Source organism: Komagataeibacter rhaeticus (genome assembly GCF_011611525.1).
Lineage (GTDB): Bacteria > Pseudomonadota > Alphaproteobacteria > Acetobacterales > Acetobacteraceae > Komagataeibacter > Komagataeibacter rhaeticus.
Map to the genome: position 1 here is coordinate 623,714 of NZ_CP050139.1, position 22,864 is coordinate 646,577.

The following is a 22,864-nucleotide window of genomic DNA, read 5'->3' on the forward strand; positions in this document are numbered from 1 at the left end:
ATAAAGGCTGGCCCGCCGGTGGTTAACCGCCAGCGACAGCGCCACGTGACGGGGAAAACACGCCCCCGCGTGAAGGGCCATGCCAGTGCATGGCCGTAATGAATGAAGCCCCCGCGCACAACAGGCGGGTGGTGTGCATGGAGAAAAGCAGCAGTGTCCAGTAATCATGTGGATGGGCATCCGTTCTTCCGGTTCTGCCGCACGGCACTGGAAAATATCCGCGCACAGGGACGATACCGGCAGTTCACCCCACTGGCACGCCAGGCCGAGCGGTATCCGCTTTACGAACAGCCCGAAGCAGCGGCCACCCCCGCCACCCCCGCCTGCCCGCGGGACCGGGAAGTGGTGGTCTGGTCTTCCAACGATTACCTTGGCATGGGCGTTGACCCCGTTGTGGTCGAGGCCGCCATCCAGGCCATCCATGAACATGGCGCGGGTGCCGGCGGCACGCGCAACATCGCGGGTACCAGCCCCGTCCATACCGCGCTGGAGGCGGAACTGGCCGACCTGCATGGCAAGGAAGCGGGCCTGCTGTTCGTATCGGGCTACGTGTCCAACCAGGCATCGCTGCAGACCATCCTGACCAGCATGCCGGGCTGGATCTGCTTTTCCGACCGGCTGAACCATGCCTCCATGATCGCGGGCATCAAGGGCGCGCGCGGGTCCACCACCGTCATCTACGAACATAACGACCTGGCCGACCTGGAAGCCAAGCTGGCCGCAGCCCCCGCCGATGCGCCCAAGCTTATCGCGTTCGAGAGCGTGTATTCCATGGATGGCGACATTTCCGACATTGCCGCCACCTGCGCGCTGGCCCGCAAATATGGCGCCATGACCTATCTTGATGAAGTCCATGCCGTGGGCCTGTATGGCGCGCAGGGCGGTGGCGTATCGCAGCGCGACGGGGTCGCGGAGCAGGTGGACATCATCGAGGGCACGCTGGCCAAGGGCTTTGGCGTGCATGGCGGCTACATCACCGCGTCCAGCGACATCGTGGAATACCTGCGCCTGTCCGCCTCGGGTTTCATCTTCACCACGTCGCTGCCGCCCGCGGTGGTGGCCGCGGCGCTGGCCAGCGTGCAGCAGGTGCGCAAGGATGGCTGGCGGCGCGAGCGCATGTTCGAACGTGTCAATACCTTCCGTGACAAGCTGCGCCGGGCGGGCGTGCCCTTTACCATGACGCCGAGCCATATCGTGCCGATCCCGGTGGGCAATGCCGAGCGCTGCCGTGAACTGAGCGACAGGCTGCTCAATGATTACGGGATCTATGCCACCCCCATCAACTATCCCACCGTGCCCCGTGGCACCGAGCGCCTGCGCCTGACGCCGGGGCCGTACCATACCGACCAGATGATGGACGACATGGTGGCGGCGCTGACGCATCTGCTGCGCCTCAATGACCTGACGGAGGCACCGCCCGTCGCGGCCATGGCCTGATTGCGGGACAGGCAGGCCGCTCCTGATGAAAAAGGCCGGTCGCTGTGTGCGACCGGCCTTATTTCATGTGGGGCATGACCGGCCCTCAGCGGCTCTGGGCAATGGCTTTCTTCAGGTCGTCATAGCCCACGGCGCCGGGAATGATCTGGCGGGCGTTGAACACGAAGGTGGGCGTGCCGTCCAGCCCGATGGCGCGGGCCAGTTCCATGTTGGCCTGCAGGATGGCGGTGACCCTGGCGCCATTCATGTCCGTGGCCAGTGTTGCGGCGTTCAGGCCCGACTGGGTGGCCAGCGTGCGCATGCGTTCAGCCGTGGGGGCGGCGGAATCCCCCATCACCGCCGCCTGCATGCGGAAATAGGCGGCCTGTCCCCCCTGCACGAAGGCCGCCACCAACGCCTGCGAGGTGATCAGGCTGCCCTGGCCCAGTACGGGAATGACCTTCTCCACAATGCGCAGGTCCCTGTCCTCCCGCGCAAGGCGGTCCAGGTCGGGCAGCACCTTGCGGCAATAGGGGCAGCGCGGGTCATAGAATTCCACCACTGTGGTGTGCCCCTGCGGGTTGCCCAGTATGGCGTCGCTGGCAGCGGGTGTGAGCAGGTCGGCGCGGTGGCTTTCCAGCGCGCTGCGGGCCGCGTTCTGCTGGGCCGCATTGGCGGTGCTGCGCAGGGCGGCAATGGCATCGGACAGGATGGTGGGATCGGTTTTCAGGGCGTTGCGCATGATCTCCACGATTTCCTGCCGCTGGGCGGGGGTGAAGGTCGCGGCGGGATCGGCGGCATGGCCCGTGCCGGGGCGGGCGATCATGACGGCCCCCGTGGCCAGCAGGATGGGCAGCAGGCGCGGACGGTACCGGCGGGGGGAAATGAATGTCACGGGTTTGCTCCGTTGTCATGTCGCGATAGGGTGCTTCTGTAAAGGATCGGGCACGGGAAAGGAATGGGTCATGGTGGCTGGCATGCCTGTTGCCCATGGCCCCCAAGGCCGCTAAGTCGTAACGGGTCTGCGGCGATCGCGTGGCCGTGGTACGAGCCGTTCAATGAATTCAAGCCGACCTGCCATTGGAGAAGCGTTGCGTGCCTGAGCATTCGATAACACCTGTCGCCCGCCGGTACATGCGTCATGCAGTCTCGGCGGTGCTGGCCATTTCGGTTACGGGGTGTTCCCTCAACAAGTATTCCCCCGTGAAGATCGTGTCGCACATGTTCGGTCCTTCACCCGGGGCGCTGATCGGCACGGTCTCGGCTGATGAGCCGCAGGCGACACTGGTGGGCCGCGACATTCTCCAGCGTGGCGGCAATGCCGCGGATGCGGCGACGGCCATGGGCATGGCACTTTCGGTCACGCTGCCCTCGCGCGCCTCGCTTGGCGCGGGCGGGGCCTGCCTGGCCTACAGGCCGGGTGACCAGAATGGCGGCCGGGCGTTCATGTTCCTGCCTGTCGCGGGCACGGTGGCGGCCACGGGCATGCCGCGCGCCGACCGTCCGGCAGCCGTCCCGATGATGGCGCGCGGGCTGTATCTCATGCATCTGCAATACGGGTCGGTCGCCTTTTCCGAACTGCTGCCCGGCGCGATCACGCTGGCTTCCAACGGCATCAACGTCAGCCGCCAGCTTGCGGGCGACCTTGCGGCCGTGCAGGTGCCGCTGCTGGCCGATGCGGGCATACGCGCCATCTTCAGCCGTTCGGATGGCAAGGCGCTGGCCGAAGGCGATGCGCTGGTGCAGACGCACCTGTCCGGCGCGCTGGACCAGATCCGCAGCATGGGGGTGGGTGATCTGTACAATGGCGCCCTGGCCCAGTCCTTTGTCGCGGGCAGCCAGGCGGCAGGCGGCGGGTTGCAGGTGGCGGACCTGCGCGCGGCCGTTCCGTCGGAGCAGAAGCCCCTTGTCGTGGAAAATGGCGAGACGCGGGTCGCCTTCCTGCCGCCACCCGCCGATGGCGGGCTGGGAAGTGCCGTTACCTTCCGCAGCGCGGCCTCATCTGATGCCGCAACCCGTGCGCAGGCCGCCATTGCCGCCTGGCGCGCGCAGAACGGCAATGCCACGGGGGGCACGGCGGACAGCGTGCTGGCGCGGGCGCAGGCCTTCGTCAATGCCGGTGGCGGGGCGGGGGGCGGCCTGCCCGCGCTCCCGGCCTCCACATCCTTTACGGTGGTGGACCATGCCGGCATGGCCGTGGCGTGCAGCCTGAGCATGGACAACCTGTTCGGCACGGGGCGCATGGCGGGCAATACCGGCATTGTGCTGGGGGCCTCCCCCGCCCGCCTGCCACAGCCGCTGTATACGGCGGCCATCGCCAGTCAGGGCCGGGCATTCCGGGCCGTGGCGGCGGGGTCGGGGCAGAATGATGCCGCCGCCGCCGTGGGCGTTACCATGCGCAATATCCTGGCCGGTCAGGCACCCGACGCGCATCCCGTCACGGCACAGGGGCGCGTGAATGCCATATCCTGCCCGCGCGGGCTGCCGGGCGATGGCGCGACCTGCGTTGCCGCGACCGACCCGCGTGGCGCGGGGCTGGCCATGGGGCCGCGCTAGTCTGGCGTTTTTGCGCCGGTACGGCATTATTCACGGTGTGGGGCAGGGTGGGACCATTGTAAATGGTCCTGTTTTGTTCCATATTGCAGTGCAGGACGTACCGCCTGCCCGGCGCAGGTGGTGGCGGGCGGGAGGCCCGCTTTCGGTTTCATCTCCTCAAGCACCAGGATAGGCACGTAATGGCACAGGCTCCGGGTATCGATAAAAGCAAGGCCCTGGAAGGGGCATTGAGCCAGATCGAGCGCGCGTTCGGCAAGGGATCGATCATGCGCATGGGCGAGCGGCCCAGCGAGCAGGTCGATGTGATTTCCACCGGCTCCCTCGGGCTTGATATCGCCCTGGGCATCGGCGGCCTGCCGCGCGGCCGCATTGTCGAGATCTATGGCCCGGAAAGCTCGGGCAAGACCACCATGGCGCTGCACGCCATTGCCGAGGCCCAGCGCAAGGGTGGCACCTGCGCCTTCATCGATGCGGAGCACGCGCTGGACCCCGGTTATGCGCGCAAGCTGGGCGTGGACGTGGACAACCTGCTGATCAGCCAGCCCGACGCCGGTGAACAGGCGCTGGAAATTGCCGATACGCTGGTCCGCTCGGGTGCGATCGACGTGCTGGTGGTGGACAGTGTTGCGGCACTTGTGCCGCGTGCGGAGCTTGAGGGCGACATGGGTGACAGCCATGTGGGCCTGCATGCGCGGCTGATGAGCCAGGCGCTGCGCAAGCTGACGGGTTCCGTCTCGCGTTCCAACACCATGCTGATCTTCCTGAACCAGATCCGGCTCAAGATCGGTGTGATGTTCGGCAGCCCCGAGACGACGACCGGCGGCAACGCGCTGAAATTCTATGCCTCCGTGCGCATGGATATCCGCCGCATCGGCTCGATCAAGGACAAGGACGAGGTCACGGGCAACCAGACGCGCGTGAAGGTGGTCAAGAACAAGATGGCGCCGCCCTTCCGCCAGGTCGAATTCGACATCATGTATGGCGAAGGGATCAGCAAGGTCGGCGAACTGATCGACCTGGGGGTCAAGGCCGGCATTGTGGAGAAGTCGGGGGCCTGGTTCTCGTGCGACAGCCAGCGCATCGGGCAGGGGCGCGAGAATGCCAAGCAGTTCCTGCGCGACCACCCCGAAATGGCGGCCGATATCGAACGCCGCGTGCGTGAGCAGGCCGGTGTGGTGGCCGAAGCCATGCTGGTTGGTCCCGACGATGAGGGCGGCGAGGCTTGATCCCCCCGTCCTGCCCGGTTAAGGCAGGCTGACAGGGATGCCCCGCCCGGCAGGCCAGAGCCGTGTGGGCGGGGCAGGGTGCAAGAAGGGGGAAGGGGCTGCCGGGATGAAACCGCGTCTTGCAATGGTTGGATTGCTGGCCTGCCTTGCGGCCTGTAGTGCCGGGCAGGACGACAACAACGACCCCGCTGACGTGGATGAGGCCCCCCGCCCGCTGGGTCACCGGAGCGGTGGCCATCATGTTCCCCACGCAAGCGATGCGCTGCGCCCGCTGTCCCGTCACCTGCCAAAGCCGCCCGACCCGGCGGATGACGCGGCTACGGAACCCTATCATACCCCGCCCGATGCGGCGGCGATGCAGATGATCTCCTCGGGTTACGACCCCAATCAGGCAGGCGATGACGATGCGCCGTCCGACAGTGATGACGGCAAGCACTTCGTCGTGCCGGACACGCAGGTCAGCTACGGTCGCAAGCCCGGCCAGTCCAACTAGAGCACCAGCACCGCCCTTATGTCGTTTACGTTGGTCAGGGTGGGGCCGGTCATGACCAGATCCCCTGTTGTGCGGAACAGGCTGTAGCTGTCATGCGCGCGCAGGCAGGCACGCGGGTCGCAGCCCAGCGCGCGGGCGCGTGTCAGGGTGGTGGGGGTGATGATGGCGCCCGCCGCGTCCTCCGTGCCGTCAATGCCGTCGCTATCGGCGGCAATGGCCCATATGCCTTCATTGCCCTGCACCGTCAGGGCCATCGACAGCAGGAACTCGGTATTGCGTCCACCCCGGCCCGGAGGGGGACCGGCGGGGTTGATCGTGACCGTGGTCTCGCCACCGGACAGCAGCACGGCGGGTGCCCCCACCGGCAGGCCATGCAGGCGGGCGGACAGGGCAATCCCGGCCATGAACGTGCCCGCGTCCCGGCTTTCGCCTTCCAGCGCGTCCCCCAGCACCAGGGGCGTCAGTCCGCAGTCGCGCGCGGTGGCCGCCGCCGCCTGCAGCGCCATGAGCGGGGTGGAAACAAGGGTATAGCGGTTGCGTGGTGACAGCATGCGGTCGGTTGGGGGCTGCATCAGCACCGTTTCCACCGCATCGGGCACTGTCATGTCGTAATGATGCAGGATCGACAGGGCCTCGGCGGCCGTGGTGGGGTCGGCCACGGTGGGGCCGCTGGCAATCGTGAGCGGGTCATCGCCCGGCACATCGCTGATCGCCAGCGTGACCACGCGGGCCGGGGCGGCTGCCGCGGCAAGCCCGCCGCCCTTTATGGCCGACAGGTGGCGGCGCACCACGTTCATCTCGCGTATGCTGGCGCCACTATGGAGCAGGGCATGGTTGAGGGTGCGGATATCCCCCAGTGTCAGGCCCGCGCGGGGGCATTCCAGCAGCGCCGATCCCCCGCCCGAGATCAGGGCGATGACCAGGTCATCCGGCCCCAGCCCGGCAACGGCCGCCAGCATGGCGCGGCCTGCGTCCACGCTCCGGCTGTCGGGCATGGGGTGGCTGGCTTCCATGACGCGGATGCGCCGCGTGCCGGTGCCATGACCATCACGCGTGACCACGCAGCCCGAAAGCGCCACGTCGGGCCATGCCTGTTCCAGCGCCGCCGCCATGGACGCGGCGGCCTTGCCCGCCCCCACCACCACGCATTTCCCCTTCGGCGGCGGTGGCAGGTACCGGGCCAGAACCCTGTCCGGCATGGCGCTGTGGATGGCCGCGTCCAGAATGCGGCGCAGCACCGCGCGGGCGCGTCCATCCGTCCAGCCCGTCGTGGTCAGGCCCCGGACGGGGGCGGGGGAAGGGGGGTGCTGGTCGTTCATCTGGGTATGCGGGTCCTGTTTCGGGGGCGGGTGGCCATGGGGCCGGTGCGGGGTGCAACGCGTGGCGCCCCCGCGCGATGCAGGCCGGTGGCCACCGGCCTTCCATACCATTCATGCACGGGGCGGCAGTTGTGTCACAATTGTCACGTCTGTGTCAGGATACGGGCAACGGGGCGACCTGTGGCCGCCGTACACGCTAAATTGGGCGGGACCGGTCTGGATTGGCATGGGGGATGGTGATACGCGCCAGATGGTCCGTGCTTCGTTCGCGGGTGCCACAGCAGAAAGGAACAAGGGCATGGAGAACTGTGTGCTGGACGCGGCGCGTCCCGTCATCTCCACGCATCCTTCCCCCGGCATGGTGCAGCCTTACATGATCTTTCCCCGCCCCGAATGGGCGGCGTTGCGCGCGAACGTGCCGCAGTCGCTGGGGGAGGCGGACATTGCATCGCTGCGTGGACGTAACGAGCCGGTCTCGCTGGAGGACATAAGCGAGATCTACCTGCCGCTGTCGCGCCTGCTCAACCTGCATGTCATGGCCACCCGTGGCCTGAACAACATGGTCAAGAGCGCCTTCATGGGCGCGCCCGCGGTCACGCTGCCTTTCGTGATCGGGATCGCGGGCAGCGTGGGCGTGGGCAAGAGCACGTTCGCGCGCCTGCTGCAGGCGGTGCTGTCGCGCTGGCCGGACCATCCCAATGTGGCGCTGGTCACGACCGACGGCTTCCTGCATTCCACGCGGGAACTGGAAGCGCGCCGGCTCATGCATCGCAAGGGCTTCCCCGAAAGCTACGACCTGCGGCAGATGATCACCTTCCTTGGCGCGCTCAAGGCGGGAGAGCGCAACCTGAAGGTGCCGGTGTATTCGCATGAAGCCTATGATATCGTGCCCGGCCGCTACCAGGTGATCGACCAGCCCGACATCCTGATCTTCGAGGGGCTGAACGTGCTGCAGACCGTATCGGAACAGCCGTTCATGGCATCCGATTTCTTTGACTTCTCGATCTATCTCGATGCCGATACGCAGGTGATCGAGGACTGGTATGTCAGGCGCTTCCTGCTGCTGCAGCAGACGGCCTTCCGCAAGCCGAATTCCTATTTCCATCACTATGCCGATCTTTCGCCCGGCGAAGCCGAGCACAGGGCGCGTGACATCTGGCGGCGCATCAACCTGCCCAACCTGCAGCAGAACATCCTGCCCACGCGGGAGCGTGCGCGCGTGATCATGCACAAAAGCCCGAGCCATGCGATCGATACGGTATGGATGCGCCAGATCTGAAATTGCTCCGGAGACAGGCGTTTCCGGGTGTCGCCCTTCGGGGCGTCTTGAATGACCGGCCTGATGCGGGGCGGTCGCGTGGGGGAACGACAGGCATGAAAAAAGCGGCCCGGATTGCTCCGGGCCGCTGTGGCGGGTACAGCGGCCCGTTGCCTCATGCGTTCAGGTAGATGGTCTTGGTATCGACATAGGCTTCAAGGCCGTACTGCCCGTCCTCGCCGCCGATGCCGCTGTCACCATAACCGTGGTGGAAACCCTGTGCCGCCTCGCCCCCTTCGCGGTTGACGTAGATTTCGCCAAAGTTGAGTTCGCTGGTCATCCGCATGATGTATTTCAGGTTCTGTGTGAACATGTAGGCGGACAGGCCATAGCGGGAATCGTTGGCCTGCGTGATGGCATCATCAAAGTCCCGCACACGGATCAGCGACAGCACGGGGCCGAACACCTCGTTGCGCGCAATATCCATAGCGCCATTCACATCGGTCAGCAGCGTGGGGGCATAGAAATTGCCCCTGTCATACGCACCGCCCGTCAGGCGCTTGCCGCCCAGTTCAACCTTCGCCCCCTGTTCGACCGCGTGGCGGACCATGCCGTCCACCTTTTCCAGCTCATCGGCACTGATCTTGGGGCCCATGTCGGTGGTGTCATCCAGCGGGTTGCCGGTTTTCAGTGCCGCCACCTTTTCACGCAGGCGCTTCAGGAAAGCATCATACACGGCGGTGTGCACATAGGTGCGTTCGTTGGCGGTGCAGACCTGGCCGCAGTTCATGAAGCGCGCGGCCACGGCGGCGTTTGCTGCCGCCTCGAGATCGGCGTCCTCCATGACAATGAACGGCGCCTTGCCACCCAGTTCCAGCCGGACTTCCTTCAGCCCTTCGGATGCGGCGGCCATGATCCTGCGCCCCGCTGGCGTGCTGCCCGTCATGGTGATGAGCCTGGTGATGGGGCTGACCACCAGCGCGTTGCCCACCGTGGCCCCACCGCCTGTCACCACGTTGAACACACCGGGCGGGAAACCGGCCTCAACCGTCAGTTCCGCCAGCGCAAGGGTGGCCAGCGGCGTGAGTTCATGCGGCTTGATGACAAAGGTATTGCCCGCCGCCACCGCCGGGCCAAGCTTGCGTGCGGTCAGCGCGAGCGGGAAGTTCCATGCCGAGATTCCGGCCACCACGCCGTGGGGGATCTTCTCGATCAGGATTTTCTCCCCCGGTCGGCTGCCGGGAATGATGTTGCCTTCCAGCCTGCGGACGTTCTCGGCGGCGAAGCGGATGAGCTGGATGGCAAAATTGACCTCCACCCGGGCTTCCTTCAGCGGCTTGCCGTTTTCGGAGGTGATGATGCGGGCCAGCTTTTCCGTATCCCGCCGGATCAGTTCGATCAGGCGGTACAGGTAATCCGCCCGCTCGGTCGCCACCAGCCTGCTCCAGGCAGGAAAGGCATCCTGCGCCGTGCGCAGGGCGCGGGTCACGTCGGTTTCCCCCGCTATGGCCACCCTGGCCAGGACTTCGCCGGTTGCGGGGTTCCTGATGGTATCGTGGTCGGTATTATCGGCTCTGGTCCATTCACCACCGATGAACAGGTCATAGGTTTTCGGCTCAGTCATTGATGAGGGGTCTCCGTTGGATTGGATGGGGTGTTCGTGCCGCGCGGGACAGTGCGCGTGCAGATGCGCCCCGCCCCCGCCACACAGGGGCGGGGAGCGCGCGACAGGAGGTGCAGGAGAAAAAAGCGCGGGGCGCGCGGATCAGGACAGGAAGGGACGCCCCTCATGCGCGACAAGAAGGTCATGCATGTCGGTCGCGTGTTCTTCCTCTTCCGCCAGGATCTTTTCCAGCATGATGCGCGTGGTGGGGTCGTGGTCGGCGAAGTAGCGGATCAGTTCGCGGTAATGTTCGATCACCAGCCGTTCGGCCACCAGGTTCTGGCGCACCATCTCGATCAGGTTGCCGCCCGTTCCGTATTCACTGGCGGCCCGCGTGGCCAGCCCCTCGGGGGAGAGGTTGGGCACGCCGCCCAGCTGGTCGATGCGCTCGGCCGCCCACATCATGTGGGCGCGCTCTTCCTTGGCATGGGTGGCGAATTCGGCCCTCACGCTTTCGCTGGTAATGCCCTCGACGGAAATGGAATGCATCGTGTAGCGTAGGACGCAGACGAGTTCGGTCGCCACGACCGTCTGCAGCAGGTCGATGGCGGTCTTGACATCACCCTGATAGGCAGGGGTCAGCGCGCCTTTTTCGATTGCCTTCTTCGCACGTTCACGCAGGGTCTGTACATCGGTCAGGAAGGTGTTCTCGCCAGCGTCGGCCATGATGGGTTCCTTGTCGGTTCCGGGCGGGCGACAGGGCGCCGGCCTGTCGCGGATCATTGCCGGGGTAACGGGTGGGCCGGGGGCCGGTTCCCCAGAACGGTGGCTGGCGGGACAAAACAGCCCTGGAACAGGAGAAATACGGCCAAAATGGCTTTTTCTGCTTTTTCAGGCGTTGCCATTCACGGTCAGATCATTATTGATCCGTATTAATAAGACCTATTTGCATTAAGGATGATTGAACGGCATGGTAGCATTCACATCAGGCCAGTCTGAAAAGCTTCCACGCCGCGCCCTGAGCGAGGAAGCCTACGAACATGTACGCTGCGGACTGATCCGCAGCCGCTACCGTTCGGGTGAGCGGCTGGTCCTGCGGCCGCTCGCGGCGGAACTGGGGTTAAGCCCGACCCCGGTGCGTGAAGCCCTGCTGCGCCTGGTGTCCGAGCATGCGCTGGAACTCAATGACCGCAATACCGCGGTAGTACCCGCCATGACCCAGCGCAGCTTTGCCGAGATCCATGACCTGCGCGTGGACCTGGAAATGCGTCTGGCCGCCGCCGCCGCCCAGCGCGTGACCGAACATGGCATCGAGGCGCTGGTCATTCTCCAGCATCAGTTCATGGATGCGTCGCGCCTGCGTGATGACGGGGGAATGGCCGCCTTCAACGCGGATTTCCATACAACGGTCGCCACCATTGCCGAACTGCCGCTTACGGCCACCATCCTGCGCAACCTGTGGATGCGTATCGGGCCGCTTTACGCGCTGTCGCGCCCCATGGTCCAGAGCGCGCATGAAGGCCGCACCCACCCGCATGAGGACCTGATCGCGGCCCTGCGCCAGCGCGACGTGGCCGCAGCGCAGGCCGCCGTCACGCGTGATTTCGAACATGCCCGCCGCTGGATCGAACCCCGCCTGTCCTGACCGGCTGGCGGGGCGGTCCGTGCCTAGCGGTAGGACGGGGACTTGATTTGCGGCACCTCGATGTCGATTTCCAGCATCGAGACGGAGTTGCCCCGGTCCAGCTTGACCTGCACCTTGTCCTGATCAACGGGGATATGCCGTTTGATCACTTCCAGGATCTCGGTATGCAGTTTGTTGAGCAGGTCCGATTCATCCCCCTTGCCCGTGCGTTCATGCGCCAGCAGGATCTGCAGGCGGTCACGCGCCACGGGCGCGGATGTTTTCGTGCCGCGCCCGAAAAAGGAGCCAAACAAGCTCATCAGCTTTTCCCCTTGAACAGGCGGGCCAGCAGGCCCTTGCGCTCTGTTGGTACGGTAATTTCCAGCTTCTCGCCCTCCAGCCTGCGTGCGGCCTCGGCATAGGCACGGGCGGGCGGGCTGTCGGGGCTGCTCAGGGTAACCGGAGCGCCAAGGTTGGAGGCGCGGAGCACTTCCTCGCTTTCGGGAATGATGCCCAGCAGCGGGATCGACAGGATTTCCAGCACGTCCTCTATCCGCAGCATCTCGCCCCGCGCGGCGCGGGCGGGGTCGTAGCGGGTCAGCAGCAGGTGCTTTTCGATCTTGCCGCCCCCTTTCGCCTTTTCGGTCGTGCTGTCAAGCATGCCGATGATGCGGTCACTGTCGCGCACCGAGGACACTTCGGGATTGGTCACCACGATGGCGTGGTCGGCATGGTACATGGCCAGCTGCGCGCCACGTTCGATCCCCGCCGGGCTGTCACAGATCACCCAGTCGAACTTTTCACGCAGTTCCTGCATCACGCGGGCCACGCCCTCGGCGGTCAGGGCGTCCTTGTCGCGTGTCTGCGATGCGGGCAGGATGGACAGTGTCTCGATCCGCTTGTCCCGTATCAGGGCCTGCGCCAGCTTGGCCTCGCCCTGGATCACGTTGATCAGGTCGAACACGACCCGCCGTTCGGCGCCCATGACAAGGTCAAGGTTGCGCAGGCCGACATCAAAGTCGACCACCACCACGTTCTGCCCGGTCTGCGCCAGCGCCACGCCCAGGGCCGCGGTGGAGGTTGTCTTGCCAACGCCGCCCTTGCCAGATGTGACAACCAGCACTTTTGCCATGGGGGTAGTTCCTTGTCCGCTTTTGGGGGGTGTTTTCTTGTTCATGACCTGATGGATACGGTTGGTGGAGGTTGGCGCGCGCGCGGCGCGACGGGGAGAGGGCTAGCGTATCAGGCTTTCCGCCTGGTAAATGCAGGGGCGACAAGCGGCTGCACGACAAGTGTGTCATTTGTAAGAACGATCTGCGCGGGCTGTTCGACATAGCGGGGGTCGATTTCATCGGCGGTGATGTAATAGCCGTCGATGGCGAGGAGTTCCGCCTGCATGGAATGGGTGAAGATGCGTGCGTCGGGCTGCCCGTTCATGCCCGCGATCGCGCGCCCCCGCAGCGGACCGTAGACATGGATCGACCCGCCCGCCGTGATTTCCGCCCCCGATCCCACGGACCCCAGGATGATGATGTCCCCCTCGGGGTTCATGATCACCTGACCCGATCGGATCGGCTGCTCGATGATCAGGGAGGAGGCGCGGGGTACCTCCACCCGTGGGGGGGCGGCATCATCGGGTATGTCCACCGCGCCGGATGCGCGGCCACCCAGAAAGCCCGCAGGCCAGTCCCACCGTGCGCAGGCGGCCCAGTTCGGGTTGCCGCCTTCTATGCCAATGATGCGGATGCCGCGCGCGCACAGCGCGGGATAGAGTTCCGCCAGCCCCACGGTGTCGGGCGCCAGCAGGGAAAGGTCCAGGATGACCGGCTTGCCGGCGAAAAACGTGCTTGAGCGCGCGATCTGCGCATCAAGCCCGGCCAGCCAGTCCGCCAGCGGGGGTTCGGGCGAGAGTACAAGCGCAAGGAACGACCGGCCGCGTGCACGGATTTTCGGTGTGGGGCGCAGTTCGTCTGGCAACGTGATCCTGTCCTGTGTGGTAAGTGGGCATGGTGTTTCCACCTATCGTGCCACGCCGGAACCGTGGAGGGAAGATTCCCTCCTTATAGGATATTGCGCGGCGGCAGGGCACCCTATTCTTGTATTTTTTAAGCATGTTTTTTGCATGGGGGGCACGCATGGAACGCAGTATGGGCTTGGCGAAAGGCGGGGCAATGGAATAAAGCGGAAACATGCGCATCCTGTACCATCTTCCCCTTTCTCCCTATTCCCGCAAGGTCCGCCTGGTGCTGGGTGAAAAACGGCTGCCGTTCGAGCTCAAGACCGAGCGTGTATGGGAACGCCGCCCCGAATATCTTGACCGCAACCCCGCAGGTACGGTGCCCATGCTGCAGGAAGAGAATGGCCTGTGCATACCCGATTCGTGGGTGATCTGCGAGTATCTGGAGGAAGCCTATCCCGACACGCCGCTACTGGGCCGCACGCTGGCCGAACGGGTGGAGGTGCGCCGGCTTGTGGTCTGGTTTGACGAGAAATTCGGTCATGAGGTCTCGTGCAGGCTACTCAATGAAAAGGTGATGAAACGGATTTCAGGGCGCGGCAATCCCGACGGGGCGGCCCTGCGCGCGGCCTATGGCAATATCCGGCCCCATCTCTCCTATATCGACTGGCTGGCGGAAACCCGGCAGTGGCTGGCGGGCAACATGCTGTCCATGGCGGATTTTGCCGCCGCGGCACACCTGTCCTGTCTTGATTTCCTTGATGATGTGGACTGGTCGCGCGCGCCGGCGGCCAAGGACTGGTACGCGCGGGTGAAAAGCCGGCCCTGCTTCCGCTCCCTGCTGCAGGACCGCATGACCGGCTTCAACCCGCCCGCCCATTACGCGGACCTGGATTTCTAGCGCCATGACAGCGCAGGCCGCCGGTTTTGATGCCATCGTGCTGGGCGCGGGGGCCGCGGGCCTCATGGCGGCGGCAACGGCGGGGCAGGGGGGCGCGCGCGTGGTGGTGGTGGACCACGCGCAGCATGCCGGGCGCAAGATCCTCATCTCCGGTGGGGGGCGGTGCAATTTTACCAACATGGATGCGGGGGCGGGGCAGTTCATTTCCGCCAACCCGCATTTTGCCAAATCGGCGCTGGCACGCTTTACCCCGGCTGATTTCGTGGCCCTTGTCCAGCGTCATCGCATTCCCTGGCACGAGAAGGCGGCGGGCCAGCTGTTCTGTGACCGTTCGGCGCGCGACATCGTGGACATGCTGCTGCGGGAATGCGCAAGCGGGCAGGTCACCCTGCGCCTGTCGCACCGCATCATCGACGTGGCGCGGGATGCGGCGGGGCAGTACCGGGTCGAGACGGACCATGGCGTGTTCCTGGCCCCCAGCCTGATCGTGGCCACGGGCGGGCTGTCCATTCCCAGACTGGGGGCTACGGGAATCGCCCATGACCTGGCGCGCCGCTTCGGGCTGCGCGTGGTCGCTCCCGCTCCGGCCCTGGTGCCGCTGGTCTTTGGCGCGCAGGACCGTGAATGGATGGAACCGCTGGCCGGGCTGTCCGCCACGGTGGGCATTACCTGCCAGGCCGGGGCGGGACGGCAGGCGCGGCAGGTCACGTTCCGTGATGGCATGGTCTTTACCCATCGTGGCCTGTCGGGTCCGGTCATCCTGCAGGCTTCATCGTACTGGCAGCCGGGGCAGCCGGTTGAGATCGACCTGCTGCCCGGCGTGGACGCGGCGGCCCGCCTGCTGGAAATCAAGCGCGACCGCCCGCGCGCGGGTGGCGTTGCCATGCTGTCCATGCTGCTGCCCCAGCGGCTGGCGCAGTTCTTTGCGGCCGCCCACCTGCCCGAAGGGCAGCTGGCGGGCATGCCGGACGCGGTTCTGGCCAATGTGGCGCGCGTGCTGTCCGCCTGGCGGCTCAACCCCCACGGCACCGAAGGCTATGTGAAGGCGGAGGTGACGCGCGGCGGCGTGGATACGGACTGCCTTTCCTCGCGCGATATGGAGGCACGCGATGTGCCGGGCCTGTTCATGGTGGGGGAAGCGGTGGATGTGACCGGCTGGCTGGGTGGCTACAATTTCCAGTGGGCATGGGCCAGCGGATATGCGGCGGGACAGGCGGTGGCGGAACGTAGCGGCTGATGCTGTTTGCCTCCCAGTCTTTTCTTCTTGTGTTCCTGCCGCTGGTGGTGGGGCTGTATTATGCCGTGGCGGACAGCAGGCGCGCCCGGCAGGCCGTGGTTATCGGCGCATCCCTTCTGTTTTACGGATTGTGGGACTGGCGCTTCCTGCCCTTCCTGCTGGGGCTGACCGGCTTCAACCAGATGGTGGCCATGGCCTGGGGGCGCACGCGGCGGCGGGGCTGGCTGTGGGCCGGCGTGGGGGCCAACCTGCTGGTGCTGTTCGGCTTCAAATACGCGGACTGGCTGGTGGGGGCTGTCTGTCTGGCAATGGGGCGGGTGCATGCGCCGTGGCCGGTCATCCTGCCGCTCGGGCTGTCGTTTTTCGTGTTCCAGAAAATTTCCTATCTGGTTGATCTGGGGCGCGGGCAGGCGCGTGTCTACCGGCTGGCGGATTTTGTGGAATTCGTGACCTTCTTCCCCCAGCTCGTGGCCGGTCCCATCGTGCGGCACAACGAACTGATCCCGCAGTTCGACGCCAGCCCGCGCAACGGGCGGATGTGGGCCAATCTGGGGCAGGGGGGGCTGCTGGTGCTGGTGGGGCTGGCCAAGAAGGTGGGGCTGGCGGATACGCTGGGCAGTGTATGCACGCCGGTCTTTGCCGCGGCCGCGGGCGGCCATGCGCCGGGGCTGGGTGCCGCGTGGCTGGCGGCGGTAGCCTACATGCTGCAGTTCTATTTCGATTTTTCCGGTTATTCGGACATGGCCATCGGCATGGCGCTGATGATGGGCATCCGCCTGCCGTTCAATTTCAATGCCCCCTACCGTGCGGTGTCGGTGCGCGATTTCTGGCGGCGGTGGCACATGACGCTGTCACGCTTCCTGCGCGATTACGTCTATATCCCGCTGGGCGGCAACCGCTGCGCGCCCGCGCGGCAGGCCTGCAATGTGCTGGTGACCATGGGGCTTGCGGGGCTGTGGCATGGGGCGGGATGGACGTTTCTGCTCTGGGGGCTGCTGCATGGCGCGGCACTGGCGGTGGTTCATGCGTGGGACCGGGCGGGCCTGCGCATCGGCCGTTTGGCCAGCCATGTGCTGACCCTGCTTTTCGTGCTGCTGACATGGGTCGTGTTCCGCGCCGACAGCCTGCCCGCGGCAGGGAGGATGCTGGGGGCGATGGCAGGGACGCAGGGCATGGGCGGCATGACACTGAAACACCCGCTGGTGCTGGTTCTGGCGGGCGTGGTGGCGCTGGTGGGGCCTGCATCCCAGCAGGCGGTCCTGGAGCGGGTGCGCCCCACGCCATGGCTGGCGGTGGGGGCGGGCCTTGCCTTCGTGCTGCTGGTGTTCCTGATGGGCGGGCGACCGCCGGAGCCGTTCATCTACTTCCAGTTTTAAGAACCTGTTCCAGATAACGGACTGATAAGAATGCAAAAGTTTCTGGGTGCCGCCTTTCTTCAAAAAGGCGGCGTCCTCTGAAGCTTTTTGGAAAAGATTTCACCACAAACCCCATTATCATTTGCGGGCCGTTTTACAGACAGTCTTCAGGCATGCAGCGGCGTTACGGCGTGTATTGTACCCGCAGGGCTGGTATTGGGATGTGATGCATCCCAACTAACAGTACGATATGGCACAGGCAGGAGCACATGGCAGGCAGGCGCGACAGCATGGATGATGGCCCGGCGGACCTGTTTGGCGCGTCGCCCCCCCAGCCGCATGCGGGCCGGGGGCCGGTGCCCTATCCCGCTGCCCCGCGTGCGGCCCCCGCGCGCACCCAGCCGCTGGCCGACCGCCTGCGCCCGGCCACGCTGGATGACGTGGTGGGACAGGATCACCTGCTCGGGCCGCAGGGTAGCCTGCGGCAGATGCTGGCGCGTGGCTCATTGGCCAGCCTGATCCTGTGGGGCGGACCCGGTGTCGGCAAGACCACGATTGCGCGCCTGCTGGCCGATGCGGCGGGACTGCGTTTTGTCCAGCTTTCCGCCGTGTTCTCCGGTGTGGCCGATCTCAAGCGCGCGTTCGAGGATGCACGGCGCACCAGCGCGCAGGGCGGCGGCACGTTACTGTTCGTGGATGAAATCCACCGCTTCAACCGCGCCCAGCAGGACGGCTTCCTGCCGGTGGTGGAGGATGGCACCGTGGTGCTGGTCGGCGCCACGACCGAAAACCCGTCCTTCGCGCTCAACAGCGCGCTGCTTTCACGCTGCCAGGTACTGGTGCTGCACCGGCTGGATGATGCAGCCATGGAAAAACTGCTGGAACGTGCGGAAGAGACCACTGGCACCGCCCTGCCACTGACACCCGAAGCCCGCGCCACCCTGCGTGCCATGGCCGATGGCGACGGGCGCTACCTGCTCAACATGGTCGAGCAGCTTCTTGCCCTGCCACCGCAGAAGGCGCCGCTGGACCCTGCCGCCCTGTCCACCCTGCTCGCCCGCCGCGCGGCCCTGTATGACAAGGACCGCGAGGAACATTACAACCTGATCTCCGCGCTGCATAAATCCATGCGCGGTTCCGACCCCGATGCGGCGCTGTACTGGTTTGCCCGCATGCTGGAAGGTGGCGAGGACCCGCGCTACATCGCCCGCAGGCTGACCCGCTTCGCCGCCGAGGACGTGGGCATGGCCGACCCGCACGCCCTGCCGCTTGCGGTCGCGGCGTGGGAGACGTTCGAGCGCCTGGGCTCGCCCGAGGGCGAACTGGCGCTGGCCCAGCTTGTGGTGCACCTGGCCACGGCCCCCAAATCCAACGCGGTGTACAAGGGCTACAACATGGCCCGCAGGGCGGCGCGCGCCACCGGCAGCCTGATGCCGCCCGCCCATATCCTCAACGCGCCCACCACGCTCATGAAGGATATCGGCTACGGCAGGGGCTATGAATACGACCATGATGCGGAGGGCGGCATATCGGGCCAGAACTACTTCCCCGACGGCATGCGCCGCCCCAAACTCTACCAGCCGACCGACCGGGGATATGAACGCGAAGTGGCGCGACGGCTGGACAGTTGGAACAGAGTGCGCGAAAGCCGTGGGTCATGAGTGTTGTGACCCTTACCGTCAGCGATGACGAAGCCGATATCCGCCTCGACCGCTGGTTCCGCAGGCATTACCCCCACCTGACCCAGGGCGCGCTGCAGAAGCTGTGCCGCACGGGACAGGTGCGCGTGGATGGCAGGCGCGCCACCGCCGCCACCCGGCTGGAGCCGGGGCAGGCGGTGCGCGTGCCGCCCATTCCCAATGCCAGCCGCCCCCCGCCACTGGCGGTCAAGCCGCTGGACGCGCGGCAGGTGCGCGAGATCAATCAGATGGTCATCTACCGCGATGACCATGTGATCGTGCTCAACAAGCCCGCGGGCATTGCGGTGCAGGGCGGCCCGGGTATTACGCACCATATCGACGCGCTGCTCGATGGCCTGCGTGACAGCCCCGATGACCCGCGCCCGCGCCTTGTCCACCGGATCGACCGCGATACGTCGGGCCTGCTGCTGGTTGCCCGCACGCCCGGCGTTGCGGCAAAGCTTGCGGCGGCTTTCCGTGGGCGCGACGTGCACAAGGTGTACTGGGCCGTGGTGGTGGGGCGTCCCAGCCCGGCCACGGGCATTATTGACCAGCCGCTGACCAGGCTGGGCGCCGGTGCCGGTGCAATCAGCGTGGTGGCCGAGCGGGGTGATGCGGATGCGGTGCATGCGCTGTCGGAATACGAGGTGCTGGATGCGGCGGCGCGCAAGATGTCATGGCTTGCCCTCTCGCCCCTGACCGGGCGCACCCACCAGCTGCGCGTGCATTGCGAGGCACTGGGCAACCCCATACTGGGCGACCCGAAATACGGGGGCGACGTGGCCCATGTCGCGGGCTTTGCCGACAGGCTGCACCTGCATGCGCGCAGGCTGGAACTGCCGCACCCCGCAGGCGGCACGCTGGTGGTGGAGGCCGACCTGCCGCCCCACATGCGCGAGACCTTCCGGCAGATCGGATTCGATACACCCGCAGCCAGGCCGCCCCGCCGCGCCTAGGACCCGGCCCCATGCTACAGGACAGGAACTGAAATGGCACAGAACGGAAATGCACGACGGATACTCCTGGGTTCCGTCGCCGCACTGGTGGTCGTGGCGGGTGCGGGCGGGCTTGCGGTCCGCTCCATGCTCGACCCGGACAGCCTGCGCACCAGGGTCATTGCCGCGATCGAGAAACAGACCGGCCGCCAGGTGCGGCTGGGCGCGCTGGATATTCATATCCTGCCCGCTCCGTCGCTGTCCGTGCGCGACGTGGGGCTGTCGGACATGGCGGGTGGCGCCTATTCGGACATGCTGACGGCAGAACAGCTACAGGCCAGCATTGGCATCATGGGGCTGCTGCATCATGAACTGCGACTGGAAGATGTGCGCCTGACCCACCCGGTCCTGCACCTTGAGCGCACGGAAGCGGGGGAGGCCAACTGGCGCCTTTCCCCCACCGGCGCGCAGGCGACCGCAAGGCCGGATGCGGCGGCCACGCAGGCGGCATCCGAGTGGAAGGTGCAGGTGGGCAGCGTGCGCGTGAGCAATGCCGACCTGGACTGGGATGATCGCTTGTCCGGCAGCAGGGGCAAGGTGGTGCTGGACCATATCAACCTGTCCGGTGTGGACGGGGCGCAGCCGCAGCTTGATGTGGCGGGGCATGGCGGCGGCGGCAGCTTTACGCTTTCGGGCCATACGGGGGCGATCAACCTTGCCTCTACCGCGCGTTCTGGCTGGCCGGTGGCGCTGAAGGCGGCCTTCCAGTCCGGTGGGCAGCCGGCGGGGCAGCTTGCGGTGGATGGCACCATTGCCGACCCGGACCACATGAAGGGCTACAACGTCACGCTGGATGGCAATGTGGCCAGCCTGAAAGCTGTCGAGTCGCTGCTGCCGGGCCGTAGCCTGCCCGATGTGCGCCGCCTGTCGTTCAGGGCGAATGTGGTGGATGGCAGTGCGGCGGGCAGCGCGGGCAGCACGCCGCTTCTGAACATGCTGCATCTTGATACTGGGGCGGTGGATGCTGGGCCGTACCTGTCGGGGCTGACCTTGCAGGGACTTTCGATCGATGCGCCGGGGCCGAAGGATGCGGTGAGCATCCGCAGCCAGGGCCAGTGGCAGGGACAGGGGCTGAAACTGTCCGGCACGCTGGGGTCGCTCCAGCAGGTGGATGCCGCCGTGACTTCCCGTCTGGCCGACCCGCTGCCGCTCTCGCTTGACCTGTCGGGCGATGCGGGTTCGCTGCGGGTGGCGGGCACGCTGGGGGGCGGCCATGCGGTGGTGAACGTGGATGCCTCCGCCGGGACGCTGACGCTGCCCGGTGGCGGGGTGATCGACCACCTTGCGGCTTCCACCCATCTGGTCAGCGAGGATAATGGCGCGCATTTCCAGCTTTCGGACATCATGGTCAAGAGCACGCAGGTCTCGCTCAAGGGCGCGCTGGACCTGTCCATGCATGGGGGGAGCGGTGGCGTGCCGCTGGTCAGTGGCGCGCTGGATGCAGGCTGGCTGAATGCTGATGCCCTGATGGGCGCCACCACCACCGCCAGGGCCGATGCGAAAGGCGTGACCGCCCCGCAGGCCGGCGGCAATGACGACACGCTGCCCTTCGACCGGCTGCGCAAGCTGGATGCGGATCTGCGCCTGAGCGCTGACCAGATGGAATTCGAGGGCGATGAGTATCACAACGCCCTGACCCATATCAGCCTGCGTGGGGGCAGGCTTGTGGTTGACCCGCTACAGGCGCAGGGCACCGGGCGCAGCGTGTCGGGCCAGTTCGTGGTGGATGCATCGGCCAGCGTGCCCACCGTTTCGGGCACGATCGGCACGCTGGTGCTGCCTGCCGCGTGGGTGGAAAGCAGGGCCGGCCTGTCCGGTCTGGTGCAGGGCGCGCTGCAGGTTGTCGGCACGGTCCATACGCAGGGCACGACGCGCACGGAACTGCGTAACGGCATGACCGGGCATATGGGCGTGTCCATGGTCAACGGCACGATCAGTGGCAGTGCGCTGGGTGAAATGCTGGGCGATGCGGCGCGTGGCACGCTGGGTTCCGGCCCCATTCCGCTGCGCTGCTTTGGCATTCACATGTCCATGGCGGGGGGGCAGGCCAACGTGGATACCATCGGCATGCAGACCAGCGCGCTGACCGTGACCGGGCATGGCAGCGTGGGCATGGTCTCGCAGGCGCTGGACCTGCACCTTGTGCCGCAGGTCATGATCAGTGGCACGGGGGCCAGCGTGCCGCTGCGCGTGGGGGGCACGCTGGCGGCACCCCGCCCCAAGATGGATGCGGGGTCGGACGGGCGGTATGCCATCGGGCTGCTGCTGGGTGGCTCGGGCAGCACTGCCGTGGCCGATCCGTGCCCGGCAGCCCTCAAGGCCGCGCGTGAGGGGCAGGCCGGTCCCCAGCCTGCCGCTGCGGCTCCGGCTGCGGACAGCGCCAAGAACGCGGATGTCAACAAACTGGTGGAAAAGGCCAAGGCTTCACCTGACGTGAAGAAGGTGGGCAACCTGCTCAAGGGTCTGGGAATCCTGAAATGATGAAGGACGGCGTGCGGCCCCCTGCGGCCCAGATTCCCGGCCAGCGCAAACGCTTCTGGACGCAGGCCCGTGTTACCCCCGTGGCAGGGGGCGGTTTTGGCGTGGAACTGGATGGCCGGGGCATCCGCCTGCCCGGCGGTACGGCGCTGGTGGTGCACTCCGCAGCGCTGGCCGATGCCATTGCAGCGGAATGGGCACGGGCTGGTGGGGAAAAGGGCGGGAATTTCACTCCTGACGACCTGTCCATGACCCGCATTGCCGGCACCATGATCGAGCGTGTGGCCCCTGACCCGGCAGCGCAGGTGACGGCACTTTTGCAATATGTGGATGGGGAACTGCTGTGCTACCGCGCCGATTATCCCGCCCAGCTCCGCACCCGCCAGCATGAGCAGTGGGACCCGCAGCTTGCATGGCTGCGTGCGCGCCATGGCATTGACATGGCGGTGACCACGGGTGTCATGCCGCTTGTGCAGCCAGCGGGTGTGCATGCGGCCTGGCGCGCCATTGTGGACGCACAGGACAACGCGACGCTTGCGGCGCTGGGTGTGATGGTGCCCGCCGTGAAAAGCATCGTGCTGGGGCTTGCGGTGGTAACGGGCGCGCTGTCGGCGGCAAAGGCCGCGGAAATTGCCACGGTGGATGAACGCACCCAGATGGACATATGGGGCCGTGACGCCAGACAGGTGGCAGCGCTTGAGGTGCTGGCAGCGGAAGTGGCGGATGCCGCCCGCTTCCTGCAATTGTGCCACGCGGCAGACTGATAA

20 protein-coding genes are annotated in these 22,864 nt (G+C 66.1%); 13 read left to right on the forward strand and 7 right to left on the reverse strand.

What is annotated here, in order from left to right; all coding sequences use genetic code 11:
- Positions 1-153 precede the first annotated feature (153 nt).
- On the forward strand, positions 154-1,437 hold the full coding sequence (hemA, locus tag GWK63_RS02965) for a 5-aminolevulinate synthase (RefSeq protein ID WP_007399021.1): 1,284 nt from the start codon (positions 154-156) through the stop codon (positions 1,435-1,437).
- 85 nt (positions 1,438-1,522) lie between these two features.
- Here hemA and GWK63_RS02970 read toward each other — a convergent pair whose 3' ends face one another.
- Positions 1,523-2,311 (reverse strand): DsbA family protein, encoded by a 789-nt coding sequence (locus GWK63_RS02970; RefSeq protein WP_007399022.1) that lies wholly within the window; start codon positions 2,309-2,311, stop codon positions 1,523-1,525.
- 239 nt (positions 2,312-2,550) lie between these two features.
- Here GWK63_RS02970 and GWK63_RS02975 point away from each other — a divergent pair, with 239 nt between their 5' ends.
- The 3 genes from GWK63_RS02975 to GWK63_RS02985 all read left to right on the forward strand — a co-directional run bounded on the left by GWK63_RS02975 (position 2,551) and on the right by GWK63_RS02985 (position 5,691).
- Positions 2,551-3,972, forward strand: coding sequence for a gamma-glutamyltransferase (locus GWK63_RS02975; RefSeq protein WP_034929007.1), 1,422 nt, complete (start codon positions 2,551-2,553; stop codon positions 3,970-3,972).
- 179 nt (positions 3,973-4,151) lie between these two features.
- Complete coding sequence (recA, locus tag GWK63_RS02980) at positions 4,152-5,198, forward strand: recombinase RecA (protein ID WP_007399025.1); 1,047 nt, start codon at positions 4,152-4,154, stop codon at positions 5,196-5,198.
- A gap of 37 nt (positions 5,199-5,235) precedes the next feature.
- Positions 5,236-5,691 carry a hypothetical protein gene (locus GWK63_RS02985; protein ID WP_223846625.1) on the forward strand — a complete coding sequence of 152 codons (456 nt, stop codon included), beginning with the start codon at positions 5,236-5,238 and terminating at the stop codon, positions 5,689-5,691.
- Here GWK63_RS02985 and GWK63_RS02990 read toward each other — a convergent pair.
- Entirely contained in the window at positions 5,688-7,010 is a 1,323-nt protein-coding gene (locus tag GWK63_RS02990) for a glycerate kinase type-2 family protein (RefSeq protein WP_034929010.1), read from the reverse strand. The two genes, GWK63_RS02985 and GWK63_RS02990, sit on opposite strands and share 4 nt — an antisense overlap.
- A gap of 298 nt (positions 7,011-7,308) precedes the next feature.
- Between GWK63_RS02990 and coaA the strand changes: the two genes are divergently transcribed.
- Entirely contained in the window at positions 7,309-8,289 is a 981-nt protein-coding gene (coaA, locus tag GWK63_RS02995) for a type I pantothenate kinase (RefSeq protein ID WP_083824475.1), read from the forward strand.
- 154 nt (positions 8,290-8,443) lie between these two features.
- On the opposite strand, the gene aldA is transcribed toward coaA, so the two are convergent.
- Together aldA and GWK63_RS03005 are read right to left on the reverse strand one after the other, a co-directional pair.
- A complete protein-coding gene (aldA, locus tag GWK63_RS03000) occupies positions 8,444-9,892 on the reverse strand; it encodes an aldehyde dehydrogenase (RefSeq protein WP_007399031.1) in 1,449 nt (482 codons plus the stop codon).
- A 141-nt stretch (positions 9,893-10,033) separates the two neighbouring features.
- Positions 10,034-10,597, reverse strand: a complete 564-nt coding sequence (locus GWK63_RS03005; RefSeq protein WP_007399032.1) for a ferritin-like domain-containing protein — start codon at positions 10,595-10,597, stop codon at positions 10,034-10,036.
- 244 nt (positions 10,598-10,841) lie between these two features.
- Here GWK63_RS03005 and GWK63_RS03010 point away from each other — a divergent pair, with 244 nt between their 5' ends.
- Entirely contained in the window at positions 10,842-11,516 is a 675-nt protein-coding gene (locus GWK63_RS03010; protein WP_166498125.1) for a GntR family transcriptional regulator, read from the forward strand.
- A 23-nt stretch (positions 11,517-11,539) separates the two neighbouring features.
- Here the strand turns inward: GWK63_RS03010 and minE are convergent, their stop codons facing one another.
- The 3 genes from minE to minC form a co-directional block, all read right to left on the reverse strand.
- Positions 11,540-11,815, reverse strand: coding sequence for a cell division topological specificity factor MinE (gene minE, locus GWK63_RS03015; RefSeq protein ID WP_007399035.1), 276 nt, complete (start codon positions 11,813-11,815; stop codon positions 11,540-11,542).
- On the reverse strand, positions 11,815-12,627 hold the full coding sequence (minD, locus tag GWK63_RS03020) for a septum site-determining protein MinD (RefSeq protein WP_007399036.1): 813 nt from the start codon (positions 12,625-12,627) through the stop codon (positions 11,815-11,817). Before minD ends, minE begins: the two co-directional genes overlap by 1 nt.
- 110 nt (positions 12,628-12,737) lie before the next feature.
- A complete protein-coding gene (gene minC / locus GWK63_RS03025; RefSeq protein WP_007399037.1) occupies positions 12,738-13,472 on the reverse strand; it encodes a septum site-determining protein MinC in 735 nt (244 codons plus the stop codon).
- A gap of 212 nt (positions 13,473-13,684) precedes the next feature.
- Here minC and fzlA point away from each other — a divergent pair, with 212 nt between their 5' ends.
- The 7 genes from fzlA to GWK63_RS03060 all read left to right on the forward strand — a co-directional run bounded on the left by fzlA (position 13,685) and on the right by GWK63_RS03060 (position 22,861).
- Positions 13,685-14,353, forward strand: a complete 669-nt coding sequence (fzlA, locus tag GWK63_RS03030; RefSeq protein WP_007399038.1) for an FtsZ-binding protein FzlA — start codon at positions 13,685-13,687, stop codon at positions 14,351-14,353.
- A gap of 4 nt (positions 14,354-14,357) precedes the next feature.
- Positions 14,358-15,590 carry a BaiN/RdsA family NAD(P)/FAD-dependent oxidoreductase gene (locus GWK63_RS03035; protein ID WP_007399039.1) on the forward strand — a complete coding sequence of 411 codons (1,233 nt, stop codon included), beginning with the start codon at positions 14,358-14,360 and terminating at the stop codon, positions 15,588-15,590.
- A complete protein-coding gene (locus GWK63_RS03040) occupies positions 15,590-16,966 on the forward strand; it encodes an MBOAT family O-acyltransferase (protein WP_112209879.1) in 1,377 nt (458 codons plus the stop codon). Before GWK63_RS03035 ends, GWK63_RS03040 begins: the two co-directional genes overlap by 1 nt.
- A gap of 248 nt (positions 16,967-17,214) precedes the next feature.
- The gene (locus GWK63_RS03045) at positions 17,215-18,606 is read left to right on the forward strand and encodes a replication-associated recombination protein A (RefSeq protein WP_007399041.1); all 1,392 of its coding nucleotides are present in this window, start codon (positions 17,215-17,217) and stop codon (positions 18,604-18,606) included.
- Entirely contained in the window at positions 18,603-19,580 is a 978-nt protein-coding gene (locus tag GWK63_RS03050) for an RluA family pseudouridine synthase (RefSeq protein ID WP_034929026.1), read from the forward strand. Before GWK63_RS03045 ends, GWK63_RS03050 begins: the two co-directional genes overlap by 4 nt.
- Before the next feature lie 33 nt (positions 19,581-19,613).
- Entirely contained in the window at positions 19,614-22,100 is a 2,487-nt protein-coding gene (locus tag GWK63_RS03055; RefSeq protein ID WP_007399043.1) for an AsmA family protein, read from the forward strand.
- Positions 22,097-22,861 carry an ATP12 family chaperone protein gene (locus GWK63_RS03060; protein WP_007399044.1) on the forward strand — a complete coding sequence of 255 codons (765 nt, stop codon included), beginning with the start codon at positions 22,097-22,099 and terminating at the stop codon, positions 22,859-22,861. Before GWK63_RS03055 ends, GWK63_RS03060 begins: the two co-directional genes overlap by 4 nt.
- Positions 22,862-22,864 lie beyond the last annotated feature (3 nt).

Coding starts and splice junctions, on each gene's coding strand:
- coaA (WP_083824475.1), top strand. CDS start 7,309: ATGGAGAACTGTGTGCTGGACGCGGCGCGTCCCGTCATCTCCACGCAT.
- GWK63_RS03045 (WP_007399041.1), top strand. CDS start 17,215: ATGGCAGGCAGGCGCGACAGCATGGATGATGGCCCGGCGGACCTGTTT.
- fzlA (WP_007399038.1), top strand. CDS start 13,685: ATGCGCATCCTGTACCATCTTCCCCTTTCTCCCTATTCCCGCAAGGTC.
- aldA (WP_007399031.1), bottom strand. CDS start 9,892: ATGACTGAGCCGAAAACCTATGACCTGTTCATCGGTGGTGAATGGACC.
- recA (WP_007399025.1), top strand. CDS start 4,152: ATGGCACAGGCTCCGGGTATCGATAAAAGCAAGGCCCTGGAAGGGGCA.
- minE (WP_007399035.1), bottom strand. CDS start 11,815: ATGAGCTTGTTTGGCTCCTTTTTCGGGCGCGGCACGAAAACATCCGCG.
- GWK63_RS03035 (WP_007399039.1), top strand. CDS start 14,358: ATGACAGCGCAGGCCGCCGGTTTTGATGCCATCGTGCTGGGCGCGGGG.
- GWK63_RS03040 (WP_112209879.1), top strand. CDS start 15,590: ATGCTGTTTGCCTCCCAGTCTTTTCTTCTTGTGTTCCTGCCGCTGGTG.
- GWK63_RS03050 (WP_034929026.1), top strand. CDS start 18,603: ATGAGTGTTGTGACCCTTACCGTCAGCGATGACGAAGCCGATATCCGC.
- GWK63_RS02975 (WP_034929007.1), top strand. CDS start 2,551: ATGCGTCATGCAGTCTCGGCGGTGCTGGCCATTTCGGTTACGGGGTGT.
- GWK63_RS03055 (WP_007399043.1), top strand. CDS start 19,614: ATGGCACAGAACGGAAATGCACGACGGATACTCCTGGGTTCCGTCGCC.
- GWK63_RS03010 (WP_166498125.1), top strand. CDS start 10,842: ATGGTAGCATTCACATCAGGCCAGTCTGAAAAGCTTCCACGCCGCGCC.
- minD (WP_007399036.1), bottom strand. CDS start 12,627: ATGGCAAAAGTGCTGGTTGTCACATCTGGCAAGGGCGGCGTTGGCAAG.
- GWK63_RS03005 (WP_007399032.1), bottom strand. CDS start 10,597: ATGGCCGACGCTGGCGAGAACACCTTCCTGACCGATGTACAGACCCTG.
- GWK63_RS02990 (WP_034929010.1), bottom strand. CDS start 7,010: ATGAACGACCAGCACCCCCCTTCCCCCGCCCCCGTCCGGGGCCTGACC.
- GWK63_RS03060 (WP_007399044.1), top strand. CDS start 22,097: ATGATGAAGGACGGCGTGCGGCCCCCTGCGGCCCAGATTCCCGGCCAG.
- GWK63_RS02985 (WP_223846625.1), top strand. CDS start 5,236: ATGCCCCGCCCGGCAGGCCAGAGCCGTGTGGGCGGGGCAGGGTGCAAG.